The 18,514-nt window shown below is 68.5% G+C and carries 18 protein-coding genes; 9 read left to right on the plus strand and 9 right to left on the minus strand.

What is annotated here, in order from left to right:
- Window positions 1-5 precede the first annotated feature (5 nt).
- Window positions 6-1,508 (plus strand): polyphosphate:AMP phosphotransferase, encoded by a 1,503-nt coding sequence (gene pap, locus HA630_RS18775; protein WP_166836741.1) that lies wholly within the window; start codon window positions 6-8, stop codon window positions 1,506-1,508.
- A gap of 42 nt (window positions 1,509-1,550) precedes the next feature.
- Here pap and HA630_RS18780 read toward each other — a convergent pair whose 3' ends face one another.
- Genes HA630_RS18780 through HA630_RS18805 form a run of 6 tightly spaced genes read right to left on the minus strand, consistent with a single transcriptional unit; the run spans window position 1,551 to window position 6,545 of the window.
- Window positions 1,551-2,780 (minus strand): NAD(P)/FAD-dependent oxidoreductase, encoded by a 1,230-nt coding sequence (locus HA630_RS18780; RefSeq protein ID WP_166836743.1) that lies wholly within the window; start codon window positions 2,778-2,780, stop codon window positions 1,551-1,553.
- Entirely contained in the window at window positions 2,777-3,700 is a 924-nt protein-coding gene (locus tag HA630_RS18785) for a class I SAM-dependent methyltransferase (protein WP_166836745.1), read from the minus strand. Before HA630_RS18785 ends, HA630_RS18780 begins: the two co-directional genes overlap by 4 nt.
- An 8-nt stretch (window positions 3,701-3,708) precedes the next feature.
- Window positions 3,709-4,029, minus strand: coding sequence for a YkgJ family cysteine cluster protein (locus HA630_RS18790; protein WP_166836747.1), 321 nt, complete (start codon window positions 4,027-4,029; stop codon window positions 3,709-3,711).
- A gap of 4 nt (window positions 4,030-4,033) precedes the next feature.
- A complete protein-coding gene (locus HA630_RS18795) occupies window positions 4,034-4,345 on the minus strand; it encodes a YkgJ family cysteine cluster protein (protein WP_166836749.1) in 312 nt (103 codons plus the stop codon).
- 14 nt (window positions 4,346-4,359) lie between these two features.
- The gene (gene argF, locus HA630_RS18800) at window positions 4,360-5,331 is read right to left on the minus strand and encodes an ornithine carbamoyltransferase (protein WP_166836751.1); all 972 of its coding nucleotides are present in this window, start codon (window positions 5,329-5,331) and stop codon (window positions 4,360-4,362) included.
- An 8-nt stretch (window positions 5,332-5,339) separates the two neighbouring features.
- Window positions 5,340-6,545: an aspartate aminotransferase family protein gene (locus HA630_RS18805; protein WP_166836753.1), complete on the minus strand. Its 1,206-nt coding sequence runs from the start codon at window positions 6,543-6,545 to the stop codon at window positions 5,340-5,342.
- Between the two features lie 247 nt (window positions 6,546-6,792).
- On the opposite strand from HA630_RS18805, the gene HA630_RS18810 reads away from it, so the two are divergent.
- Window positions 6,793-7,110 (plus strand): DUF3579 domain-containing protein, encoded by a 318-nt coding sequence (locus HA630_RS18810; protein WP_166836755.1) that lies wholly within the window; start codon window positions 6,793-6,795, stop codon window positions 7,108-7,110.
- Between the two features lie 141 nt (window positions 7,111-7,251).
- Here the strand turns inward: HA630_RS18810 and rpsT are convergent, their stop codons facing one another.
- Complete coding sequence (gene rpsT, locus HA630_RS18815) at window positions 7,252-7,551, minus strand: 30S ribosomal protein S20 (RefSeq protein ID WP_101047014.1); 300 nt, start codon at window positions 7,549-7,551, stop codon at window positions 7,252-7,254.
- A 195-nt stretch (window positions 7,552-7,746) separates the two neighbouring features.
- On the opposite strand from rpsT, the gene HA630_RS18820 reads away from it, so the two are divergent.
- Window positions 7,747-8,877, plus strand: coding sequence for a fatty acid desaturase (locus HA630_RS18820; RefSeq protein WP_166836757.1), 1,131 nt, complete (start codon window positions 7,747-7,749; stop codon window positions 8,875-8,877).
- A 96-nt stretch (window positions 8,878-8,973) separates the two neighbouring features.
- Window positions 8,974-10,428 (plus strand): DEAD/DEAH box helicase, encoded by a 1,455-nt coding sequence (locus HA630_RS18825; RefSeq protein WP_166836759.1) that lies wholly within the window; start codon window positions 8,974-8,976, stop codon window positions 10,426-10,428.
- An 18-nt stretch (window positions 10,429-10,446) separates the two neighbouring features.
- On the opposite strand, the gene HA630_RS18830 is transcribed toward HA630_RS18825, so the two are convergent.
- Window positions 10,447-11,295: a symmetrical bis(5'-nucleosyl)-tetraphosphatase gene (locus HA630_RS18830; RefSeq protein WP_166836761.1), complete on the minus strand. Its 849-nt coding sequence runs from the start codon at window positions 11,293-11,295 to the stop codon at window positions 10,447-10,449.
- Between the two features lie 9 nt (window positions 11,296-11,304).
- Here HA630_RS18830 and HA630_RS18835 point away from each other — a divergent pair, with 9 nt between their 5' ends.
- Window positions 11,305-12,678: a hemolysin family protein gene (locus tag HA630_RS18835; RefSeq protein ID WP_166836763.1), complete on the plus strand. Its 1,374-nt coding sequence runs from the start codon at window positions 11,305-11,307 to the stop codon at window positions 12,676-12,678.
- Here the strand turns inward: HA630_RS18835 and HA630_RS18840 are convergent.
- Window positions 12,566-13,543, minus strand: coding sequence for a LysR family transcriptional regulator (locus HA630_RS18840; RefSeq protein WP_166836765.1), 978 nt, complete (start codon window positions 13,541-13,543; stop codon window positions 12,566-12,568). The genes HA630_RS18835 and HA630_RS18840 overlap by 113 nt on opposite strands.
- Window positions 13,544-13,697: 154 nt before the next feature.
- Here HA630_RS18840 and HA630_RS18845 point away from each other — a divergent pair, with 154 nt between their 5' ends.
- The 4 genes from HA630_RS18845 to HA630_RS18860 all read left to right on the plus strand — a co-directional run.
- A complete protein-coding gene (locus HA630_RS18845; RefSeq protein ID WP_166836767.1) occupies window positions 13,698-15,119 on the plus strand; it encodes a form I ribulose bisphosphate carboxylase large subunit in 1,422 nt (473 codons plus the stop codon).
- Between the two features lie 40 nt (window positions 15,120-15,159).
- Window positions 15,160-15,507: a ribulose bisphosphate carboxylase small subunit gene (locus HA630_RS18850; protein WP_371809291.1), complete on the plus strand. Its 348-nt coding sequence runs from the start codon at window positions 15,160-15,162 to the stop codon at window positions 15,505-15,507.
- Between the two features lie 32 nt (window positions 15,508-15,539).
- The gene (locus HA630_RS18855; protein ID WP_166836770.1) at window positions 15,540-16,343 is read left to right on the plus strand and encodes a CbbQ/NirQ/NorQ/GpvN family protein; all 804 of its coding nucleotides are present in this window, start codon (window positions 15,540-15,542) and stop codon (window positions 16,341-16,343) included.
- Between the two features lie 21 nt (window positions 16,344-16,364).
- Window positions 16,365-18,514, plus strand: a 2,150-nt coding sequence (locus tag HA630_RS18860) for a nitric oxide reductase activation protein NorD (protein WP_166836772.1), incomplete at its 3' end; no start/stop codon positions are given.

Here is an 18,514-nt window from a genome sequence, read left to right on the forward strand (position 1 = left end):
TGCGCATGTTTGAATCCGCCGAAATTGGCCACCAGATCGACAAAAAAACCTTCAAGCGCGAGGCGCCGGTGCTGCGCGCGGCCTTGCTGGAGGCCCAGTACCGCCTGCTGCACGAGGCCAAGACCGCGGTGGTGATCCTGGTCAACGGGGTGGACGGTGCCGGCCGCGGCGAGACCGTGAACGTGCTCAACGAATGGATGGACCCGCGCCACATCCGCACCGAAGCGTTTGGCCCGATGACCGAGGCCGAGCGCAAGCACCCGGAGATGTGGCGCTTCTGGAACGTATTGCCGCCCAAGGGGCACATCGGCATTTTGTTCGGGTCCTGGTACACCGACCCCATTGTGGCCTACGCCCACGACCGCGACGGCCACGACCGTTTCGTGCACCGGCTGGAGCGCATCCGCCAGTTCGAGCGCATGCTGGCGGCCGAGGGCGTGGTGCTGGTCAAGCTGTGGTTCCACCTGTCCAAAAAGGCCGCCAAGGCGCGCATGAAGGAGCTGGAGGCCGACCCCAAAACCGCCTGGCGCGTGACGCCACAGGAGAAGGAGGACCTCAAGCACTACGACGATTTCATCCGCGTCAGCGACGAGGCGCTGCGCAAGACCAGCCTGGGCGAGGCGCCGTGGGTGGTGATCGAGGGCAGCGACGCCCACTACCGCTACCTGACCGCCGGGCGCCACCTGCTGCGGGTGCTGGAGCAGCACTTCGAGCAGCCGGTGGACCGGCGGAAACCGCGCCCCCCTTTGAGCGCCCCCCTGGACGCGCCACTGGACCGGCGCAGCCTGCTGGCGGCGCAGGACTACACCCGGCGCCTGTCGCGCAAGCCCTACGAGGACGAACTGGAAACCCTGCAGGGCCGGCTGAACCTGCTCAGCCGCGACCCGCGCATGCAGGACCGTTCCCTGGTGGTGGTGTTCGAAGGCATGGACGCCGCCGGTAAGGGCAGCACCATCCGGCGCATCACCCAGGCGCTGGACGCGCGTTTTTACCGCGTGGTGCCGGTGGCCGCGCCGAACGAGAACGAGCGTGCCCAGCCTTACCTGTGGCGCTTTTGGCGCTACATCCCGCGCCACGGCCGGGCGGTGGTGTTCGACCGCTCCTGGTACGGCCGCGTGCTGGTGGAGCGGGTGGAGGGTTTTTGCAGCGAGGCCGATTGGGGCCGCGCGTACGGCGAGATCAACGAGTACGAAGAAGAACTGACCGAGGCCGGCGTGGTCATCGTCAAGTTCTGGCTGGCCATCACGCCCGAGGAGCAGCTGCGCCGCTTCCAGGAGCGCCAGGACACGCCGCACAAGCACTACAAAATCACCGACGAGGACTGGCGCAACCGCGACAAGTGGCCGCAGTACGAACCGGCGGTGGGCGACATGATCGACCGCACCTCGACCCAGGTGGCGCCGTGGCACGTGGTGGCGTCGGACGACAAGCTGTGGGCACGCATCGAGGTGCTGCGTACCCTGTGCGAGCGGTTGGAGGCGGCGCTGGGCCACCCGGCCGGTGCTTGACCGGGGCCCGGTGCAAGCACTGGCCGGCGGGGCTTGCGTGGTTCAGGCCGGGGCTTGGGCCAGCGCCTGGGCGCAGGCAAAGCCGCTGGCCCAGGCCCACTGGAAGTTGTAGCCGCCGAGCCAGCCGGTCACGTCCACCACCTCGCCAATGAAGTGCAGCCCGGGCTGCGTCGATGCCATGGTCTGCGACGATACTTGCTTGGTGTCCACCCCGCCCGCCGTCACTTCCGCTTTGGCGTAGCCTTCGGTGCCGGTGGGGGTGAGCATCCAGCGGTGCAGGCTGTCGGCCAGCTGGGCCAGCGCTTTGTCCGGCGTTTCGTTGACCGGGCGCTGCCAGTCGGTGCGGGGCGCGGTCCAGGTGTCGGCCAGTCGGCTGGGCAGCAGGTGGGCCAGTTCGTTGGGCAGCAATTTGCGCGAGCGGGCCTTGGCGTCTTGCAGCAGCGGCTCCAGCGCGGCGCCGGGGTGCAGGTCGATGCGCAGCGGCGTGCCCGGCTGCCAGTAGCTCGAAATCTGCAGCACGCCCGGGCCGCTCAGGCCGCGGTGGGTGAACAGCAGGTTTTCGTCGAAGGCCTGGCGCTGTTTTTTCTCGCCGGTTTCGATGCGCACCGGCAGCGCCAGGCCCGACAGGTCGGCGAACGGCGCCCAGGCCTGCGGGTCGAAGGTCAGCGGCACCAGCGCCGGGCGCGGCTCCACCACCTTCAGGCCGAACTGGCGCGCCAGGCGGAAGCCGAAGTCGGTGGCCCCGATTTTCGGGATGGACAGGCCGCCGGTGGCCACCACGAGCGAGTGGCCGCTCACCGCGCCCCGGTCGGTCTGCAGGGTGTAGCGGATGGCGGGGTCGGCGTCGGAAAACGCCACGCCGTGGACGCCGCAGGGCTGCCAGCGGGTCACGCCGCCGGCGTCGCATTCCCGCAGCAGCACGTCGATCAGGTCTTGCGCCGAACGGTCGCAGAACAGCTGGCCCTTGTGTTTCTCGTGGAAGGGCACGCCGTGGCGCTGCAGCAGGTCGGTGAAGTCGGTCGGGGTGTAGCGCGACAGGGCCGAGCGGCAGAAGTGCGGGTTCTCGCCCAGGTAGTGCTTGTGCGGCTGGCGCGGGTCCAGGTCGCGGTTGGTGAAGTTGGCGCGGCCGCCGCCCGAGATGCGGATTTTTTCCGCCACCTTGGGCGAGTGGTCGATCAACAGCACCCGCAGGCCGCGTTGGCCGGCCACACCGGCGCAAAACAGGCCGGCGGCACCGGCGCCGATGACGATGGCGTCGAAACAGGGTGTCATGGGTTCGGGAGGGGTGGGGCCTGGCAAACCATCACCTTGAGCGCCCGGTCGGGCGACACGTCGGCGAAGGTGGCCGGGTTGTCCAGGCGGCCCAGCACCGCCAGCTCGGGCGCTTCGGTGGCCAGCAGGTCGCGCAGAAACTGCTCGGGAATTTCGGGCGCGTTCAGGCACAGCAGCGCGTGGCCGCCGGGTCGCAGCAGGTCGGGCAGGCGGCGCAGCAGGCGGGCGTAGTCCTTGTTCGCCACGAAACTGCCCTTCTGGTAGCTGGGCGGGTCGACCACCACCAGCCCGTACGGGCCCAGGCGGGTGACCTTGCCCCAGGAACTGAACAGGTCGTGTGCCAGGAACTTGGCCCCACTGTGCAGGCCGTTGAGTTGGTGGTTCTGCTGCCCGGTGGTGAGTGCCCCTTGGGCCATGTCCAGGTTCACGACCTCGCGGGCACCACCCTGCAGCGCCGCGACGGAAAACGCGCAGGTGTAGGCGAACAGGTTGAGCACCTTTTGTTCCCGGGCGTGGGCACGCACCCAGCGCCGGCCTTCGGCCATGTCCAGAAACAGGCCGTGGTTTTGCCCGCGCAGCAGGTTGACGCGGTAGCGCGCCCCGTCTTCGGTCACCGTGTGCGATTCGGGCACGGCGCCGGCCAGCACCGTGGTCTGGCTGCGGCCGTCGGCACGGGCCTGCAGCACGGCGTTGAGCTGCCCGTCCCCGCCGAGCTGGCCGTGCCGGGCCCGAAAGGCGGCGTCGAGTGTGGCGTGCTCTTCGGGCGTGGCGTCACCGAATTTGGTGACCAGCCACACCGGCGGGTAGGCGTCCAGCGTCCAGGCTTCGCTGCCCGGGTACCGGCCGCCTCGCCCGTGGAACAGGCGTTGCGCGTCGGTTGGCATGTGCGCACAGGCGATGGCTTCGAGCAGGGCTTGCATGGTGTCTTTCAAACGCCCAGCCATTCGCCCAGCGGGGGCAGGCCGTGGCGCACGCGCGCCTTGTTGCAGCCGTAGCTGCCCTCGTCGAGTTCGGCGCAGGGGCGTGGGCGTTGCGGGTAAATGCGGCACAGCGCGCGTTCGCCCAGCGCGCCCTCCAGCGCAACGCAGCGGATCGGCACGGTGCCCGTGCCCTGCATGCGGCAGGTGGCGCCGTTGACCGTTTCGGTCAGCGCCTCGGGCACGGTGCCACCCAGGCTGTCGAGTTCGTACACCGAAAACTCGACCCGGTAGCTGTGGCAGCAGGCGCCGCAGGTGGTGCAGGCGGACATGGCGTCAGTGGCCCACCAGGGGTGGCAGCCCGTGGCGGCGGCGTGCCGACGCGCAGGCAACGCTGCCTTCCTCGAACTCGCGGCAGGGGCTGGGTCGCCATTCGTAGATGCCGCAGGTGGCTTTCTCACCCACCGGTCCAGACAGGGCCGCGCAGCGCGGTCGGCCGTGGTCGGTGCCGCGCAGCCGGGCGGTGTGGTCGGTCACCGGCACCCACAGACCGTCGGGCACGCTGCCGCCTTCGGACTGCGTCTCGAACACCGAGAAGTCCACGCGAAAGCTGGCGCAACAGGCACCACAGGTCTGGCAATGGCTCATGGCGGGCGGCGGGGTCAGGCCAGGCGGCCCAGCAGCAGGTACTCCATCAGGGCCTTCTGCACGTGCATGCGGTTTTCGGCCTCGTCCCACACCACGCTCTGTGGGCCGTCGATCACCTCGGCCGTCACTTCTTCGCCGCGGTGGGCGGGCAGGCAGTGCATGAACAGCGCATCGGGCTTGGCCTGCGCCATCATCTCGGCCGACACGCACCAGGCGGCAAAGGCCTTCATGCGGGCTTCGTTTTCGGCCTCGTAGCCCATGCTGGTCCACACATCGGTGGTCACCAGGTCGGCGCCGCGGCAGGCGGCCATCGGGTCGCTGAACACCTGCCAGCAGTCGGGGCAGGTCACGCCCGCCACTTCGGGGTTGATCTCGTAACCGCTGGGCGTGCTCACGTGCACCTTGAAGCCCAGGATCTCGGCCGCCTGCAGCCAGGTGTTGGCCATGTTGTTGCCGTCGCCCACCCAGGCCACGGTGATGCCCTTGAGGGCGCTCACGTCCAGCGTGCCGTCGGCGCGCTGGCCCCGGTGTTCCAGCCAGGTGAACAGGTCGGCCAGGATCTGGCAGGGGTGGAATTCGTTGGTCAGGCCGTTGATGACCGGTACCCGCGAATGCGCGGCAAAGCGCTCGATCTTTTCCTGCCCGAAGGTGCGGATCATGACGATGTCGGTCATGCGGCTGATGACGCGCGCGCTGTCCTCGATCGGCTCGGAGCGGCCGAGCTGGCTGTCGCCGGTGGTCAGGTGCACCACGTTGCCGCCGAGCTGGTACATGCCGGCCTCGAAGCTGACGCGGGTGCGGGTGCTGGCCTTCTCGAAGATCATGGCCAGGGTGCGGTCGGTCAGCGTGTGGTGCTTCTGGTAGGTCTTGAACTGGCGCTTGATGTAGGCCGCGCGCGTCAGCAGGTAGCCGTAGTCGTCGGCCGACAGGTCTTTGAACTGCAGGTAGTGCTGGACCGGCACCGGCGGGGTGATGGAGGCGTGCATGGCGGGCGTCAGGCGGTGGTTTCGGCCAGAAAGGCTTTGATTTGCGGCACCAGGAGGGCGACGATCTCGTCCGCCTCGGCGCCGGTCAGGATCAGCGGCGGCACCATGCGCACCACGCTGTCGGCGGTGACGCTCAGCAGCAGGCCGGCGTCGGCGCAGCGCTGCACCAGCACGCCGCAGGGGCGGTCCAGCTCGATGCCGATCATCAGGCCCTTGCCGCGCACCTCTTTCACGCCCGGCACCTGCATCAATTGGGTGGTCAGCGCGGTCAGCAGCTGGAAGCCGACCTGGGCCGCGTTGTCCAGCAGGCCGTCTTCTTCCATGATGCGGATGGTTTCCAGCCCGGCCCGCACCGCCAGCGGGTTGCCGCCAAAGGTGGTGCCGTGGTTGCCCGGCTGGAAAATGTGCGCGGCCTTGGGGCCGGCCACCACCGCGCCAATGGGCACGCCCGAGCCCAGGCCCTTGGCCAGCGGCATCACGTCGGGGGTGATGCCGGCCCACTGGTGGGCGAACCACTTGCCGGTGCGGCCCATGCCGCACTGCACCTCGTCGATCATCAGCAGCCAGTCGTTGGCGTCGCACAGGGCGCGCACCTGCTGCATGTAGTCGGGCGTCATGGGGTGGACGCCGCCTTCGCCCTGGATGGCTTCAAAGAACACCGCCACCACGTTGGGGTTGCCGGCGGTGGCCCGGCGGATGGCCTCGATGTCGTTGGCGGGCACGCGGATGAAACCCTCCACCAGTGGGCCGAAGCCAGCATGCACCTTGGGGTTGCCGGTGGCGCTCAGCGTGGCGATGGAGCGGCCGTGGAAGGCCTTCTCGTACACCACCACCTCGGGCCGCTCAATGCCCTTGTCGTGGCCGAACTTGCGCGCCAGCTTGAGCGCGGCCTCGTTCGCCTCCAGCCCGCTGGAACAGAAGAACACGTTGCTCATGCCCGAGCGCTCCACCAGCTGGCGCGCCAAGGTTTCGGTGGCCGGGTTGTAGTAGTAGTTGCTGGTGTGGATCAGCTTGGCGATCTGGTCCTGAAGCGCCGGCACCAGCTTGGGGTGGGCGTGGCCCAGGGTGTTGACCGCGATGCCGCCCAGCGCGTCCAGGTAGGACTTGCCGTTCACGTCCCAGACGCGGCTGCCTCGGCCATGCGACAGCGCGATCGGCACGCGGCCGTAGGTGGTCATGACGTGGGGTTCAACCGGGGCAGAGGTGTTGGACATGGGCGGTTCCCGAAAAAACAAAGCCTGGTGACAGGGCCAAAATAACGGCGGCCCAACGCAAGTCGGGCCGTTGAACATGCATTTTAGGCGCAGTCCCGGGTCGGTCCTGTGACCGCCAGCGGCCTGCGTCAGGCTAGGGTAAACACCAGCCTCAAGTCTTATATAAGATACAATAGTGAAGAGTCGTGGCGGGCCGGAGCGATCCTCCGGGCCCGTGCCTTTCACCCCCACCCAGGGCCTCCACCAGATGGTCTCTCCCAACGCCAAAGAAGTCTTCATCCAGGGCATCACCCACGCGGGCAAGACCTTTCGACCCAGCGACTGGGCCGAGCGCCTGGCGGGCGTCATGGCCCAGTTCCACCCGGCCGGCAAGGTGCCCGGCGCACACCTGAGCTACTCGCCCTGGTGCATTCCGCAGGTGCTCAACGGCGTCAAGTGCGTGGTTGTCAACCGCGCCTTGCGCGACTACGACGTGATGGCCTGGGACTTCGTCATGAACTTCGCCAAAGACAACGACCTGCAGGTGGCCGAAGCTTGCCTGCTGCCCGACCCACCACCGCGCTGAAGCCTTGCTTTCAGATGCCAAGAAAAAACCCACCGATCGCTCGGTGGGTTTTTTCTTGGCCGTGAGGCCGATGTGCTGGCAGCGCACCCGGTACAAACGGCGGGCCTGGGCGATGCCCGGGCCCGGGCTTGAGGTTACAGCTTAGGCTGCAACGGCCAGGGCCTTGACCTTGGCGGACAGGCGGCTCTTGTCGCGAGCGGCCTTGTTCTTGTGGAAGATGCCCTTGTCGGCGATGGTGTCGACCACGGCCTGCATCTTGGCAAACAGTTCGGTGGCTTTGGACTTGTCGCCAGCGACGACGGCCTTTTCCACGTTCTTGACGGCGGTGCGGTACTTGGAACGCAGCGAGCTGTTGGCGGCGTTCAGTTTGACGTCTTGGCGGGCGCGTTTGCGGCCAGACGCCAGGCGGGGGTTCTTTTTCTTCGGCTTGGTTGCCATGATGGAATTTCCTTAAGGGTTTGTGGATGTTGCCAGCAAAGCCAAAGATTATATGCCGACGACCCCGGTCGCGCAAATGCGCCCCGGGCCCAAGCTTTGACGTGGGTCAAGGACGGGGGTGGGCGTCGGCGCTAGCATCCCCTGCATTCGTGATGCGGCGCCGCGCGGTGCCGCTGGATGGATTGCCTGGACCGTTTTATGCCGAATCCCGTGAACGCTTCTGCCGCCTCGCCGGCCCGCACCCCGCACCTGCCGGGAACCCCGATCGCCCCGGGCGATGCCATGCCCCACCGCAAGGTGATCCGTGGCTGGCTGGTGCCCATCGTGCAGCGCCAAACCTGGCGCGCCTTTGCCCTGCTGGCGCTGGACTACGCCCTGTGGCTGGCGCTGATCGCCGGGGCGGTGCTGGCCGAGGCCGTCTGGCTCAAGGCCCTGTGCGGGGTGGTGGCCGGGCTGGTGATCGGGCGGCTGTTCATCATCGGCCACGACGCCTGCCACCAGAGTCTGACCGAGCACCGCACCCTGAACAAGTGGCTGGGGCGCATCGCCTTTTTGCCGTCGCTGACCCCCTACAGCCTGTGGGACGTGGGCCACAACGTGGTGCACCACGGCTACACCAACCTCAAGGGCGTGGATTTCGTCTGGGAGCCGCTGACGGCGGCCGAATACCAGGCACTCGGGCCGTTCCAGCGCGCCCTGCAGCGCCTGTACCGCAGCGGTTGGGGGCCGGGCTTTTATTACATGATCGAAATCTGGTGGAAGCGGGAGTTCTTCCCCAACCGCCGCCACATGCCCACGCGCCGCGCCATCTTCACCCTCGACAGCCTGCTGGCCTCGGCCTTTGGCCTGCTGTGGCTGGGGGCGGTGGTGGCCCTGGCGGGCCTGACCGGGCAAAGCGTCTGGACGCTGGTGCTGACCGCGGTGGTGCTGCCTTTCTTCGTGTGGAACTGCATGATCGGCTTTGTGGTGTACGTGCACCACACCCACGTGCGTTCGCAGTGGCACGACAACAAGACCGCCTGGGCCAAGGCCGCGCCCTTCGTCTCCACCACCGTGCACCTGATTTTTCCGCTGCGCATCGGCGCGCTGGTGCACCACATCATGGAGCACACCGCCCACCACGTGGACATGAGCGTGCCGCTGTACAAGCTCAAACAGGCGCAGCAGCTGCTGGAAGACATGCTGCCCGGCCGCATCATCGTGCAGCGCTTCAGCTGGCGCTGGTACTTCAACACCGCGCGCCGCTGCAAGCTGTACGACTTCTCGCGCCGCTGCTGGACCGATTTCCAGGGCCGTGCCACCAGCGAGCCGGCCCCGTCCTACGCCTGAGCGGGCCGGACTATCGGTGTCAAAACAACGCCTGGCGTGGCGTCGCCAGGCGTTTTGCTGTGCATTTCACGCCAAGGTGCGACAATAACCGGCTACATGACACAAGCTTTTTCTGAACTGAACCTGTCCGCGCCCCTGCAGCGCGCCATCACCGAAATGGGCTTTGCCGCCATGACGCCGATCCAGGCGCAGGCGATCCCGGTGGTGCTGCAGGGCCGTGACGTGATGGGCGCGGCCCAGACCGGCACCGGCAAAACCGCTGCGTTCTCGCTGCCGCTGCTGCAGCGCATGCTCAAGCACGAGAACGCGTCCACCTCGCCCGCCCGCCACCCGGTGCGCGCCCTGGTGCTGCTGCCCACCCGCGAACTGGCCGACCAGGTGGCCCAGCAGATCGCGCTGTACGCCAAGTACACCCAACTGCGCAGCACCGTGGTGTTTGGCGGCATGGACATGAAGCCGCAGACCGCCGAGCTGAAAAAAGGCGTGGAAGTGCTGGTGGCCACCCCGGGCCGGCTGCTGGACCACATTGAAGCCAAGAACTGCGTGCTCAACCAGGTCGAGTACGTGGTGCTGGACGAGGCCGACCGCATGCTGGACATCGGCTTCCTGCCCGACCTGCAGCGCATCCTCAGCTACCTGCCCAAGCAGCGCACCACGCTGCTGTTTTCGGCCACTTTCTCGCCCGAAATCAAGCGCCTGGCCGGCAGCTACCTCCAAGACCCGGTCACCATCGAGGTGGCGCGCTCCAACGCCACCGCGTCCACCATCGAGCAGCGCTTTTACCGGGTCGAAGAAGACGACAAGCGCCAGGCGCTCAAGCAGATCCTGCGCGAGAAGGGCATCAAGCAGGCTTTCGTGTTCCTCAACAGCAAGCTGGGCTGTGCCCGCATGGCGCGCGCGCTGGAGCGCGACGGCCTCAACGCCGCCGCCTTGCACGGCGACAAGAGCCAGGACGAACGCCTCAAGGCGCTGGAAGCGTTCAAGAAGGGCGAAGTCGAGTTGTTGATCTGCACCGACGTGGCCGCCCGCGGCCTCGACATCAAGGACGTGCCGGCGGTGTTCAACCTGGACATCCCGTTCAACGCCGAAGACTACGTGCACCGCATCGGCCGCACCGGTCGCGCCGGCGCCTCGGGCCTGGCGGTGTCGTTTGTCAGTGGCAAGGACGCGCGCAACCTGGCCGACATTGAAAAGCTCCTCGGCAAGAAGGCCGAGGTCGAACCGATCGAACTGGAAGCCGACCGCCGCCGCTTTGGTGGCCCGACGGGGCGCATCAACGACGGCCAGCGCCACTGGCACGACGAGCGCGCCCGCGACGAGGTGCGGCGCGAACGCAGCGAACGCCCGCCGCAGCGCAGCGGCCGCGCACCGGCCTCGGCGGACCCGTTCTTCAGCAAGCCTTACGAGCCCAGCGCGGCGCCCGAGGCCCCACCCGCCTGGGAGGCCCAGGCCAAGCCGGCCGCCGGACGCGGCTTGTCGCCCTTCATCAAGCCGCGCAAGAAAACCGCCGCCTTGTTCAAGGCCGCGCCCCCGCCCGAAACCGTCGATTGAGCGCGGGCGCCCTCGCCGTCAGTGCCGGCCCGGGCGTTGCGCCTGTGGGCACGGCACTTGCAGCACCTCGACCGAACCCGGCTGGCCGGGTGTTGCCGGCGTGATGCGCGCCGCGCTCAGGCAACCGCCCCAGACGCAGCCGGTGTCCAGCGCCAGCAAGTCGGCGCGCTGCACCAGCCCCAGTGTGGACCAGTGCCCGAACGCCACCGGCGTGCCGGCGGTGCGGCGGCCCGGGACCTCGAACCACGGCAGGTAACCCGGTGGGGCCGCGCCCGCGTTGTCCTTGGTCGAAAACTCCATCACCCCCTGGGCGTTGCAAAAGCGCAGGCGCGTCAGGGCGTTGACCACCACGCGCCAGCGGTCGGCGCCGGCCAGACTGTCGTCCCAGCGGTCGGGGTGGTTGCCGTACATGGTGTGCAGCCAGTCGGCGCCGTCGGGGCCGCGCAGGTGCTGCGACACCTCTTCGGCCAGCGCCAGCGTGCGCGCCCGGTCCCAGCCGGGCAGCACCCCGGCGTGCACCAGCAGCCAGCCACCGGCTTCCAGCGCCAGCGGGCGCTGGCGCACCCAGTCCAGCAGCGCAAGGCGGTCGGGCGCGGCCAGGATGTCGTCCAGCGTGTCGGAACGGTGCGGCTTGCGCACCCCGTGCGCCACCGCCAGCAGGTGCAGGTCGTGGTTGCCCAGCAGGCACTGAGCCGAGCTCCCCAGTGCCATCAGCCGGCGCAGCACGGCCAGCGAGCCGGGGCCGCGGTTGACCGCGTCGCCCAGCAGGCAGAGGGTGTCGCGGCTGGGCGAGAAATCCAGGGTCTGGAGCAGGTGTTCGAGAGGGCCGTGGCAGCCCTGCACATCGCCAATGAAGTAAAGTGCCATCCACGCATTATGGATATCCTTTTAATCGTCTTTCTGACCCTCCTCAACGGCGCTTTTGCCATGTCTGAACTGGCCCTGGCCGGCAGCCGCAAAGCGCGCCTGAGTGCCATGGCAGAAAGCGGCGACAAGGGGGCCGCTGCTGCCCTGAAGCTGCTGGACAACCCAACCCAGTTTCTGTCCTCCGTCCAGGTGGGCATCACCTCCATCGGCATGCTCAACGGCATCGTCGGCGAGGCCGCTTTCAGCGCCGGGCTGGCCGCCTGGCTGGGCGGCTGGGGCCTGTCGGACACCACGGCCAACGTCACCGCGACGGCCATCGTGGTGGTCGTGATCACCTTCGTCACCATTGTCTTCGGCGAGCTGGTGCCCAAGCGCATTGGCCAGATGTACCCGGAAACCGTGTCGCGTTGGGTGTCGCGCCCGATGGCGGGGGTGGCCCAGGGCGCCAAGCCGTTTGTGATGCTGCTGTCGATGACCACCCACGGGGTGCTCAAGCTGATGCGCATCGACAACAACGCGGTGCAGCACGTGACCGAGGAAGAAATCAACGCCAGCCTGGAGGAGGGCGTGGGCGCCGGCATCATCGAGGCGCACGAACACCGCATGGTGCGCAACGTGTTCCTGCTCGACGACCGGCAGCTCGCCAGCATCATGCTGCCGCGCTCCGATGTGCTGTGGCTGGACGTGGCCGACCCGCTCGACCAAGCCCTGGCCAAGGCGCAGCAGGGCGGGCACTCGTGGTACCCGGTGTGCCGCGGCGGGCTGGACGAGGTGGTCGGGGTGATCCACCTGCCGCGCCTGCTGGAACTGCAGGCCAGTGGCGCGGCCGACGGCTGGTACCGCAACGCGGTGGCGCCGGTGTTCGTGCCCGAAACCCTGAGCGGCATGGAGTTGCTGGAGCAGTTCCGCGCCCAGGCCAGCCGCATGGTGTTTGTGGTGGACGAGTACGGGGTGGTGCAGGGCCTGCTGACCCCGCTGGACCTGCTGGAGGCGATCACCGGCGAACTGTCGCCCGAAACCCCGCAGGAGGCCTGGGCCACGCCGCTGCCCGACGGGTCCTGGCGGCTCGACGGCGCCATGCCCGCGCACGAATTGAAGGCCCGGCTGGACATCGACAGCCTGCCCGACGAGGACCGCGACCGCTACAACACCGTGGCCGGCCTGATGCAGACGGTGGCCGGGGAGCTGCTGGAGGTGGGTGACTCGGTGGAGGTGGCCGGCTGGCGCTTCGAGGTGCTGGCGCTGGACGGCCGCCGCATCGATCAGGTGGTCATCCGCCGGTTGGCCCCGCCGGACGGGCCGCACGGCGACGTGCCGGTCGCGCCGCCACCGGACGCACCGGCGGGGCCGCTGGCGGGCGGTGATCGAACAACCACGCCTTGAAGGCCTGCGCGGCCGGCGACAGCCGCTTGCCGCGCGGCGTCACCACGTACCAGTGCCGCAGCAGCGGAAAACCCCGCACGTCGAGCTGCACCAGTTCGCCCAGCGCCAGTTCGGCCACCACCGTGGAGGCCGACACCACCGCCAGCCCCAGCCCGCCGGCCACGGTCTGCTTGATGGCTTCGTGGCTGCTGACCTCCAGCCGCGTGGGCGGCTGCAGCCCGTGCTGGGCAAAAAACCGTTCGGCCGTGAGCCGGGTGCCTGAGCCGGCCTCGCGCACCACGAAGGGTTCGTGCGCCAGCCGTTGCGGCGGCAGGTTGGCCTGGCCCGCCAGCGGGTGGCCCGGGGGGGCGACCAGCACCAGCGGGTTGTCGGCGAAGGGCTCGCACACCACGTCCATGTGCTCCGGCGGCTGGCCCATGATGTAGAGGTCGTCCTGGTTGGCGGCCAGGCGCTGCAGCAGGTTTTCGCGGTTGCCCACCTGCATCGCCACCTCGATGCCCGGGTGCGCCACGCAGAAGCTGCCCAGCAGCTTGGGCACGGTGTACTTCACCGTGGTCAGGATGGCCACGCGCAGGCTGCCGCGCTCCACCCCGTGCAGCGCGTCCAGGTCCTGCGACAGGCGTTCCAGCCGCTGGTCCAGGTCCTGGCAGGCCTCGGCCAGCGTCTGGCCGGCGGCGGTCAGGTAGATCTTCTTGCCCAGCTGCTCGAACAGGGGCTGGCCCACCGTGCCGGCCAGCTGCTTGACCTGCAGCGACAGCGTGGGCGGCGACAGGTGCATCGCCTCGGCCGCGCGGGCGAAGCTGCCGTGCTGGGCCACCGCCCCAAAGATGCGCAGCTGGTGCAGGGTGACGTGGCGCAGGTTCATGGGTTAAAAGATTTATTCAAGTAAAACATAACCGTAAAAACATTTTACTTTTACTTAATGGTGTGTGCGCCCAGAATCGATCCCAGTTCAGCACCTGCCCCCCGGGCACTGAGCCCACGGACCGACACCCGACCCACCCACACGAGGAGACCCCATGGCCGTCAAAACCTACAACGCCGGTGTCAAGGAATACCGCAGCACCTACTGGGAACCCCACTACACCCCGAAGGACACGGACATCCTGGCCTGTTTCAAGATCACCCCGCAGCCCGGCGTGGACCGCGAGGAAGTGGCCGCCGCCGTGGCCGCCGAATCGTCCACCGGCACCTGGACCACGGTCTGGACCGACCTGCTGACCGACCTGGACTACTACAAGGGCCGCGCCTACCGCATCGAGGACGTGCCCGGCGACGACACCTGCTTCTACGCCTTCGTGGCTTATCCGATCGACCTGTTCGAAGAGGGCTCGGTGGTCAACGTGCTGACCTCGCTGGTGGGCAACGTGTTCGGCTTCAAGGCGCTGCGCGCCCTGCGGCTGGAAGATGTGCGCTTTCCCATTGCCTACGTCAAGACCTGCGGCGGCCCGCCCCACGGCATCCAGGTCGAGCGCGACATCATGAACAAGTACGGCCGGCCGCTGCTGGGCTGCACCATCAAGCCCAAGCTGGGCCTGTCGGGCAAGAACTACGGTCGCGCGGTGTACGAATGCCTGCGCGGTGGTCTGGACTTCACCAAGGACGACGAGAACGTCAACAGCCAGCCCTTCATGCGCTGGCGCCAGCGTTTCGATTTCGTGATGGAAGCCATTCAAAAGGCCGAGCGCGAAACCGGTGAACGCAAAGGCCACTACCTGAACGTGACCGCGCCCACGCCCGAAGAGATGTACCAGCGCGCCGAATACGCCAAGGAACTGGGCGCGCCCATCATCATGCACGACTACCTGACCGGCGGCCTGTGCGCCAACACCGGGCTGGCCAACTGGTGCCGTGACAACGGCATGCTGCTGCACATCCACCGCGCCATGCACGCCGTGCTGGACCGCAATCCGCACCACGGCATCCACTTCCGCGTGCTGACCAAGGTGCTGCGCCTGTCGGGCGGCGACCACCTGCACTCGGGCACCGTGGTGGGCAAGCTCGAAGGCGACCGCGCCTCCACCCTGGGCTGGATCGACCTGATGCGCGACCGCTTCATCCGCGAGGACCGCAGCCGCGGCATTTTCTTCGACCAGGACTTCGGCTCCATGCCCGGCGTGATGCCGGTGGCCTCGGGCGGCATCCATGTGTGGCACATGCCGGCGCTGGTCAATATTTTCGGCGACGACTCGGTGCTGCAGTTCGGCGGCGGCACGTTGGGCCACCCCTGGGGCAACGCCGCCGGCGCCGCCGCCAACCGCGTGGCGCTGGAGGCCTGCGTCAAGGCCCGCAACGAAGGCGTGGCCGTGGAAAAAGAGGGCAAGGCCGTGCTGCAGGCCGCCGCCCGACATTCGCCCGAACTGGCCATGGCCATGGAAACCTGGAAAGAGATCAAGTTCGAGTTCGACACGGTCGACAAGCTCGACCTGGCCCACCAGTGACCCCCCCCACACACACCCAGCAGGAGACCCCACCATGACCATGCAGGACTACCACAGCCGCCTGTCCGACCCGGCCAGCCGCAAGTTCGAGACCTTTTCCTACTTGCCTGCGATGACGCAGGACGAGATCCGCCAGCAGGTGCAGTACATCGTGGGCCGGGGCTGGAACCCGGCCGTGGAACACACCGAGCCGCAGTACCTGATGGATTCGTACTGGTACATGTGGAAGCTGCCCATGTTCGGCGAAACCGATGTGGACCGCATCCTGGCCGAATGCGCCGCCTGCCACCGGGCCAACCCCGACAACCACGTGCGCCTGATCGGTTACGACAACGCCAGCCAGTCGCAGGGGGCCAGCATGGTGGTGTACCGCGGCCAGACGGTGTAAGCCCCGCGCCGCCGCCGAAGACAGGAGACCCCATGAGTGACCCTTTGACCGCCTACCGCGTCGCCGAACCGCCTTACTACCGCCCCGTGGCCGACGAGGTGGCGCTGTTCGAGGCCGCCTACTCGGTGCGCATGCCCATGATGCTCAAGGGCCCCACCGGCTGCGGCAAGACGCGCTTTGTGGAGCACATGGCGTGGCGGCTGCACAGGCCGCTCATCACCGTGGCCTGCAACGAGGACATGACCGCGTCCGACCTGGTGGGCCGCTTCCTGCTGGACGCCAGTGGCACCCGCTGGCAGGACGGCCCGTTGGCCCTGGCCGCGCGGCACGGCGCCATCTGCTACCTGGACGAGGTGGTGGAGGCCCGGCAGGACACCACCGTGGTCATCCACCCGCTGACCGACAGCCGCCGCGTGCTGCCGCTGGAAAAAAAGGGCGAGCTGGTGCGGGCGCACCCGGATTTCCAGATCGTCATCTCCTACAACCCCGGCTACCAGAGCCTGATGAAGGACCTGAAGCCGTCCACCAAGCAGCGTTTTGGCGCGCTGGACTTCGACTACCCCGAGGCGGCGGTGGAGACCGAAATCGTGGTGCACGAAACCGGGGTGGGCGAAGACGTGGCGGGACGGCTGGTGGGCGTGGGCGAGCGGGCGCGCAACCTCAAGGGCCACGGGCTGGACGAGGGCATTTCCACCCGCATGCTCATCCACGCGGGCCGTCTCATTGCCCAAGGCGTGGCCGCGCCCGCCGCCTGCCGCGTGGCGCTGGTGCGCCCCATCACCGACGACCCGGACATGCGCGACGCGCTGGACGCCGCGGTCGCGACGTTTTTCTGAACCGCGAGGGGTCGACCGGCGATGAGCGCCCACCTGCACGACCGGGCCGCGTGGATCGAGCCACTGGAGCCAGCCTTGCGCCAACGGCTGGAACACGGCTGGGCCGAAGCGGCCAAGGTGCTGTCGGCGCGGGGGCTGGACCACTACGTGAAAGGCGCGGCCGCGCTGCAAGGGCTGGGCCGAGGGGAGGCGCTCGTCCATGCGTGGCTGGACAGTGTCCCCCAGGTGGCCAGGGAAGTGGGCGAGGACGCGGTGGGCGAACTGGCCACCACGGCGCTGGCGCTGGCGTCCAAAACTTCGGGCGCGGTGATCGAACGGGTGCTGGCCACCGCGCCCACGGCCGCCCGGCGCCTGGCCGATGGGGCGCTGTTCGGGCAGTACCTGCAGTTTCTGAACACGCTGGTGGCGCAGGCCCCGCGCGGCCTGCGGCCGATGCTGGACCAGCTCGACACCCTGTTGGGCCAGTTGACCCTGGGCGGCTTGCGCCGCTGGGCCACCTGGGGCGCGCAGGCGCACCGCACCCACCACGTGGAACAGATCGCCTACTTCGGTCTGCAGTCCAAGGAAGCGCTGGCCATGCTGCAGCAGGAACGCAAGGGCACGCTGTTGGTGGACGTGCAGCGGCGCCTGAACATGTATCTGCGCGCGCTGTGGGGGCGCGACTTCTTCATGCGGCCCACGGCGGGGGACTTCGAATCGCGCGCGGGTTACCGGCCGTTCATCGAGGACCACGTCATCCACCTGCCCGACGCGTACGACGCGGTGGCGGGCAACGCCGGCGCCGTGGATGCGACGCAGCTGTACCGCGCCGCCGCCGCGCACGCCGCGGCGCACCTGGTCTACACCCGCCGGCCGATCTCGGGCGAGTCGCTGAGCCCCTGGCAAAGGGCGCTGATCGGCCTGGTGGAGGACGCACGGGTCGAGGCGCTGGCGCAGGCGCGCTTTCCCGGTCTGCGGGCCCTCTGGGCGCCGCTGCACACCGCGCCCGCCACGCAGCAGGCCACGGCGGGCGACTGGATGGGCCGCCTCGCGCGCGCGCTGCTCGACCCGGCCCACGAGGACGCCCACCCCTGGATCGCACAGGGCCGCGCCTTGTGGGCCGAGGCCCTGCCACGCCTGCAGGCCGACCCGCACGACCACACGGTGTCCTGGGAAATCGGTGTGCAGCTCGCACACCGCTACAGCGAACTCACGCAGGGCCCGGCCTTCCAGCCCCGCACCGACGGGCAGACCGCCCCCTACCGCGACGACAACCGCTACTTCTGGGCCTTCGACGGTTTCGACTTTGAGCGCGGCCTGGCCGCCGGCGACGCGCCGCCCCGGCAGGTGCGCAAGCAGGTGGACCTCATGGCATTCGTCAACGAACTGGAGGTGGAAGGCGCCGGCGACGACGCGCAGGAAATCTGGGTGCTGGGCACCGAGCTGTTTCCTTACGAAGACCAAGGCGTGTCCTTCAACGACAGCGAAGGCCGCGAGCCGGTGCTGCCGCCGGTGCACTACGGCGAGTGGGACCACGCGATCCAGCTGGAACGCCCGGCCTGGGCCACGGTGCAGGAGCGCCGCCCCCCGGTCGGCGACCCGGCGGTGATCGACGGCATCCTGACCGAACACCGCCCGCTGATCGGCCGCATGAAGGTCGTGCTCGACGCGCTGCAGCCGCAGGGGGTGCAGCGGGTGCGCCGGCTGGAGGACGGCGACGAGATCGACCTCAACGCCGCCGTCGCCGCGCTGACCGACCTGCGCCTGGGCCACCCGCCCGACCCGCGCATCCTGCAGCGCAGCGTGCGCCAGACGCGCGACATCGCGGTGCTGGTGCTGCTGGACCTGTCGCAATCGACCAACGAGCCCGTGCAAGCCCCTGGTGGGTCACCGCTCCTCAGGCCGACCGAGTCCGCTCCGCAGCGGCCGAGCGGGCGAGACGTGGGCCCGGCCCCCACGGTGCTGGACCTGACGCGCTCGGCCTGCGCGCTGCTGGCCGACGCCATCCAGAAGGTGGGCGACCCCTTCGCACTGCACGGCTTTTGCTCCGACGGCCGGCACGACGTGCGTTACTGGCGGTTCAAGGACTTCCACCAGCCCTACGACGCGCTGGCCAAGGCCCGGCTGGCGGGCATGCAGGGGCAGTGGTCCACCCGCATGGGCACGGCCATCCGCCACGCCACGGCCGCGCT

The sequence above is a fragment of the Aquabacterium sp. A08 genome (assembly GCF_011742065.1).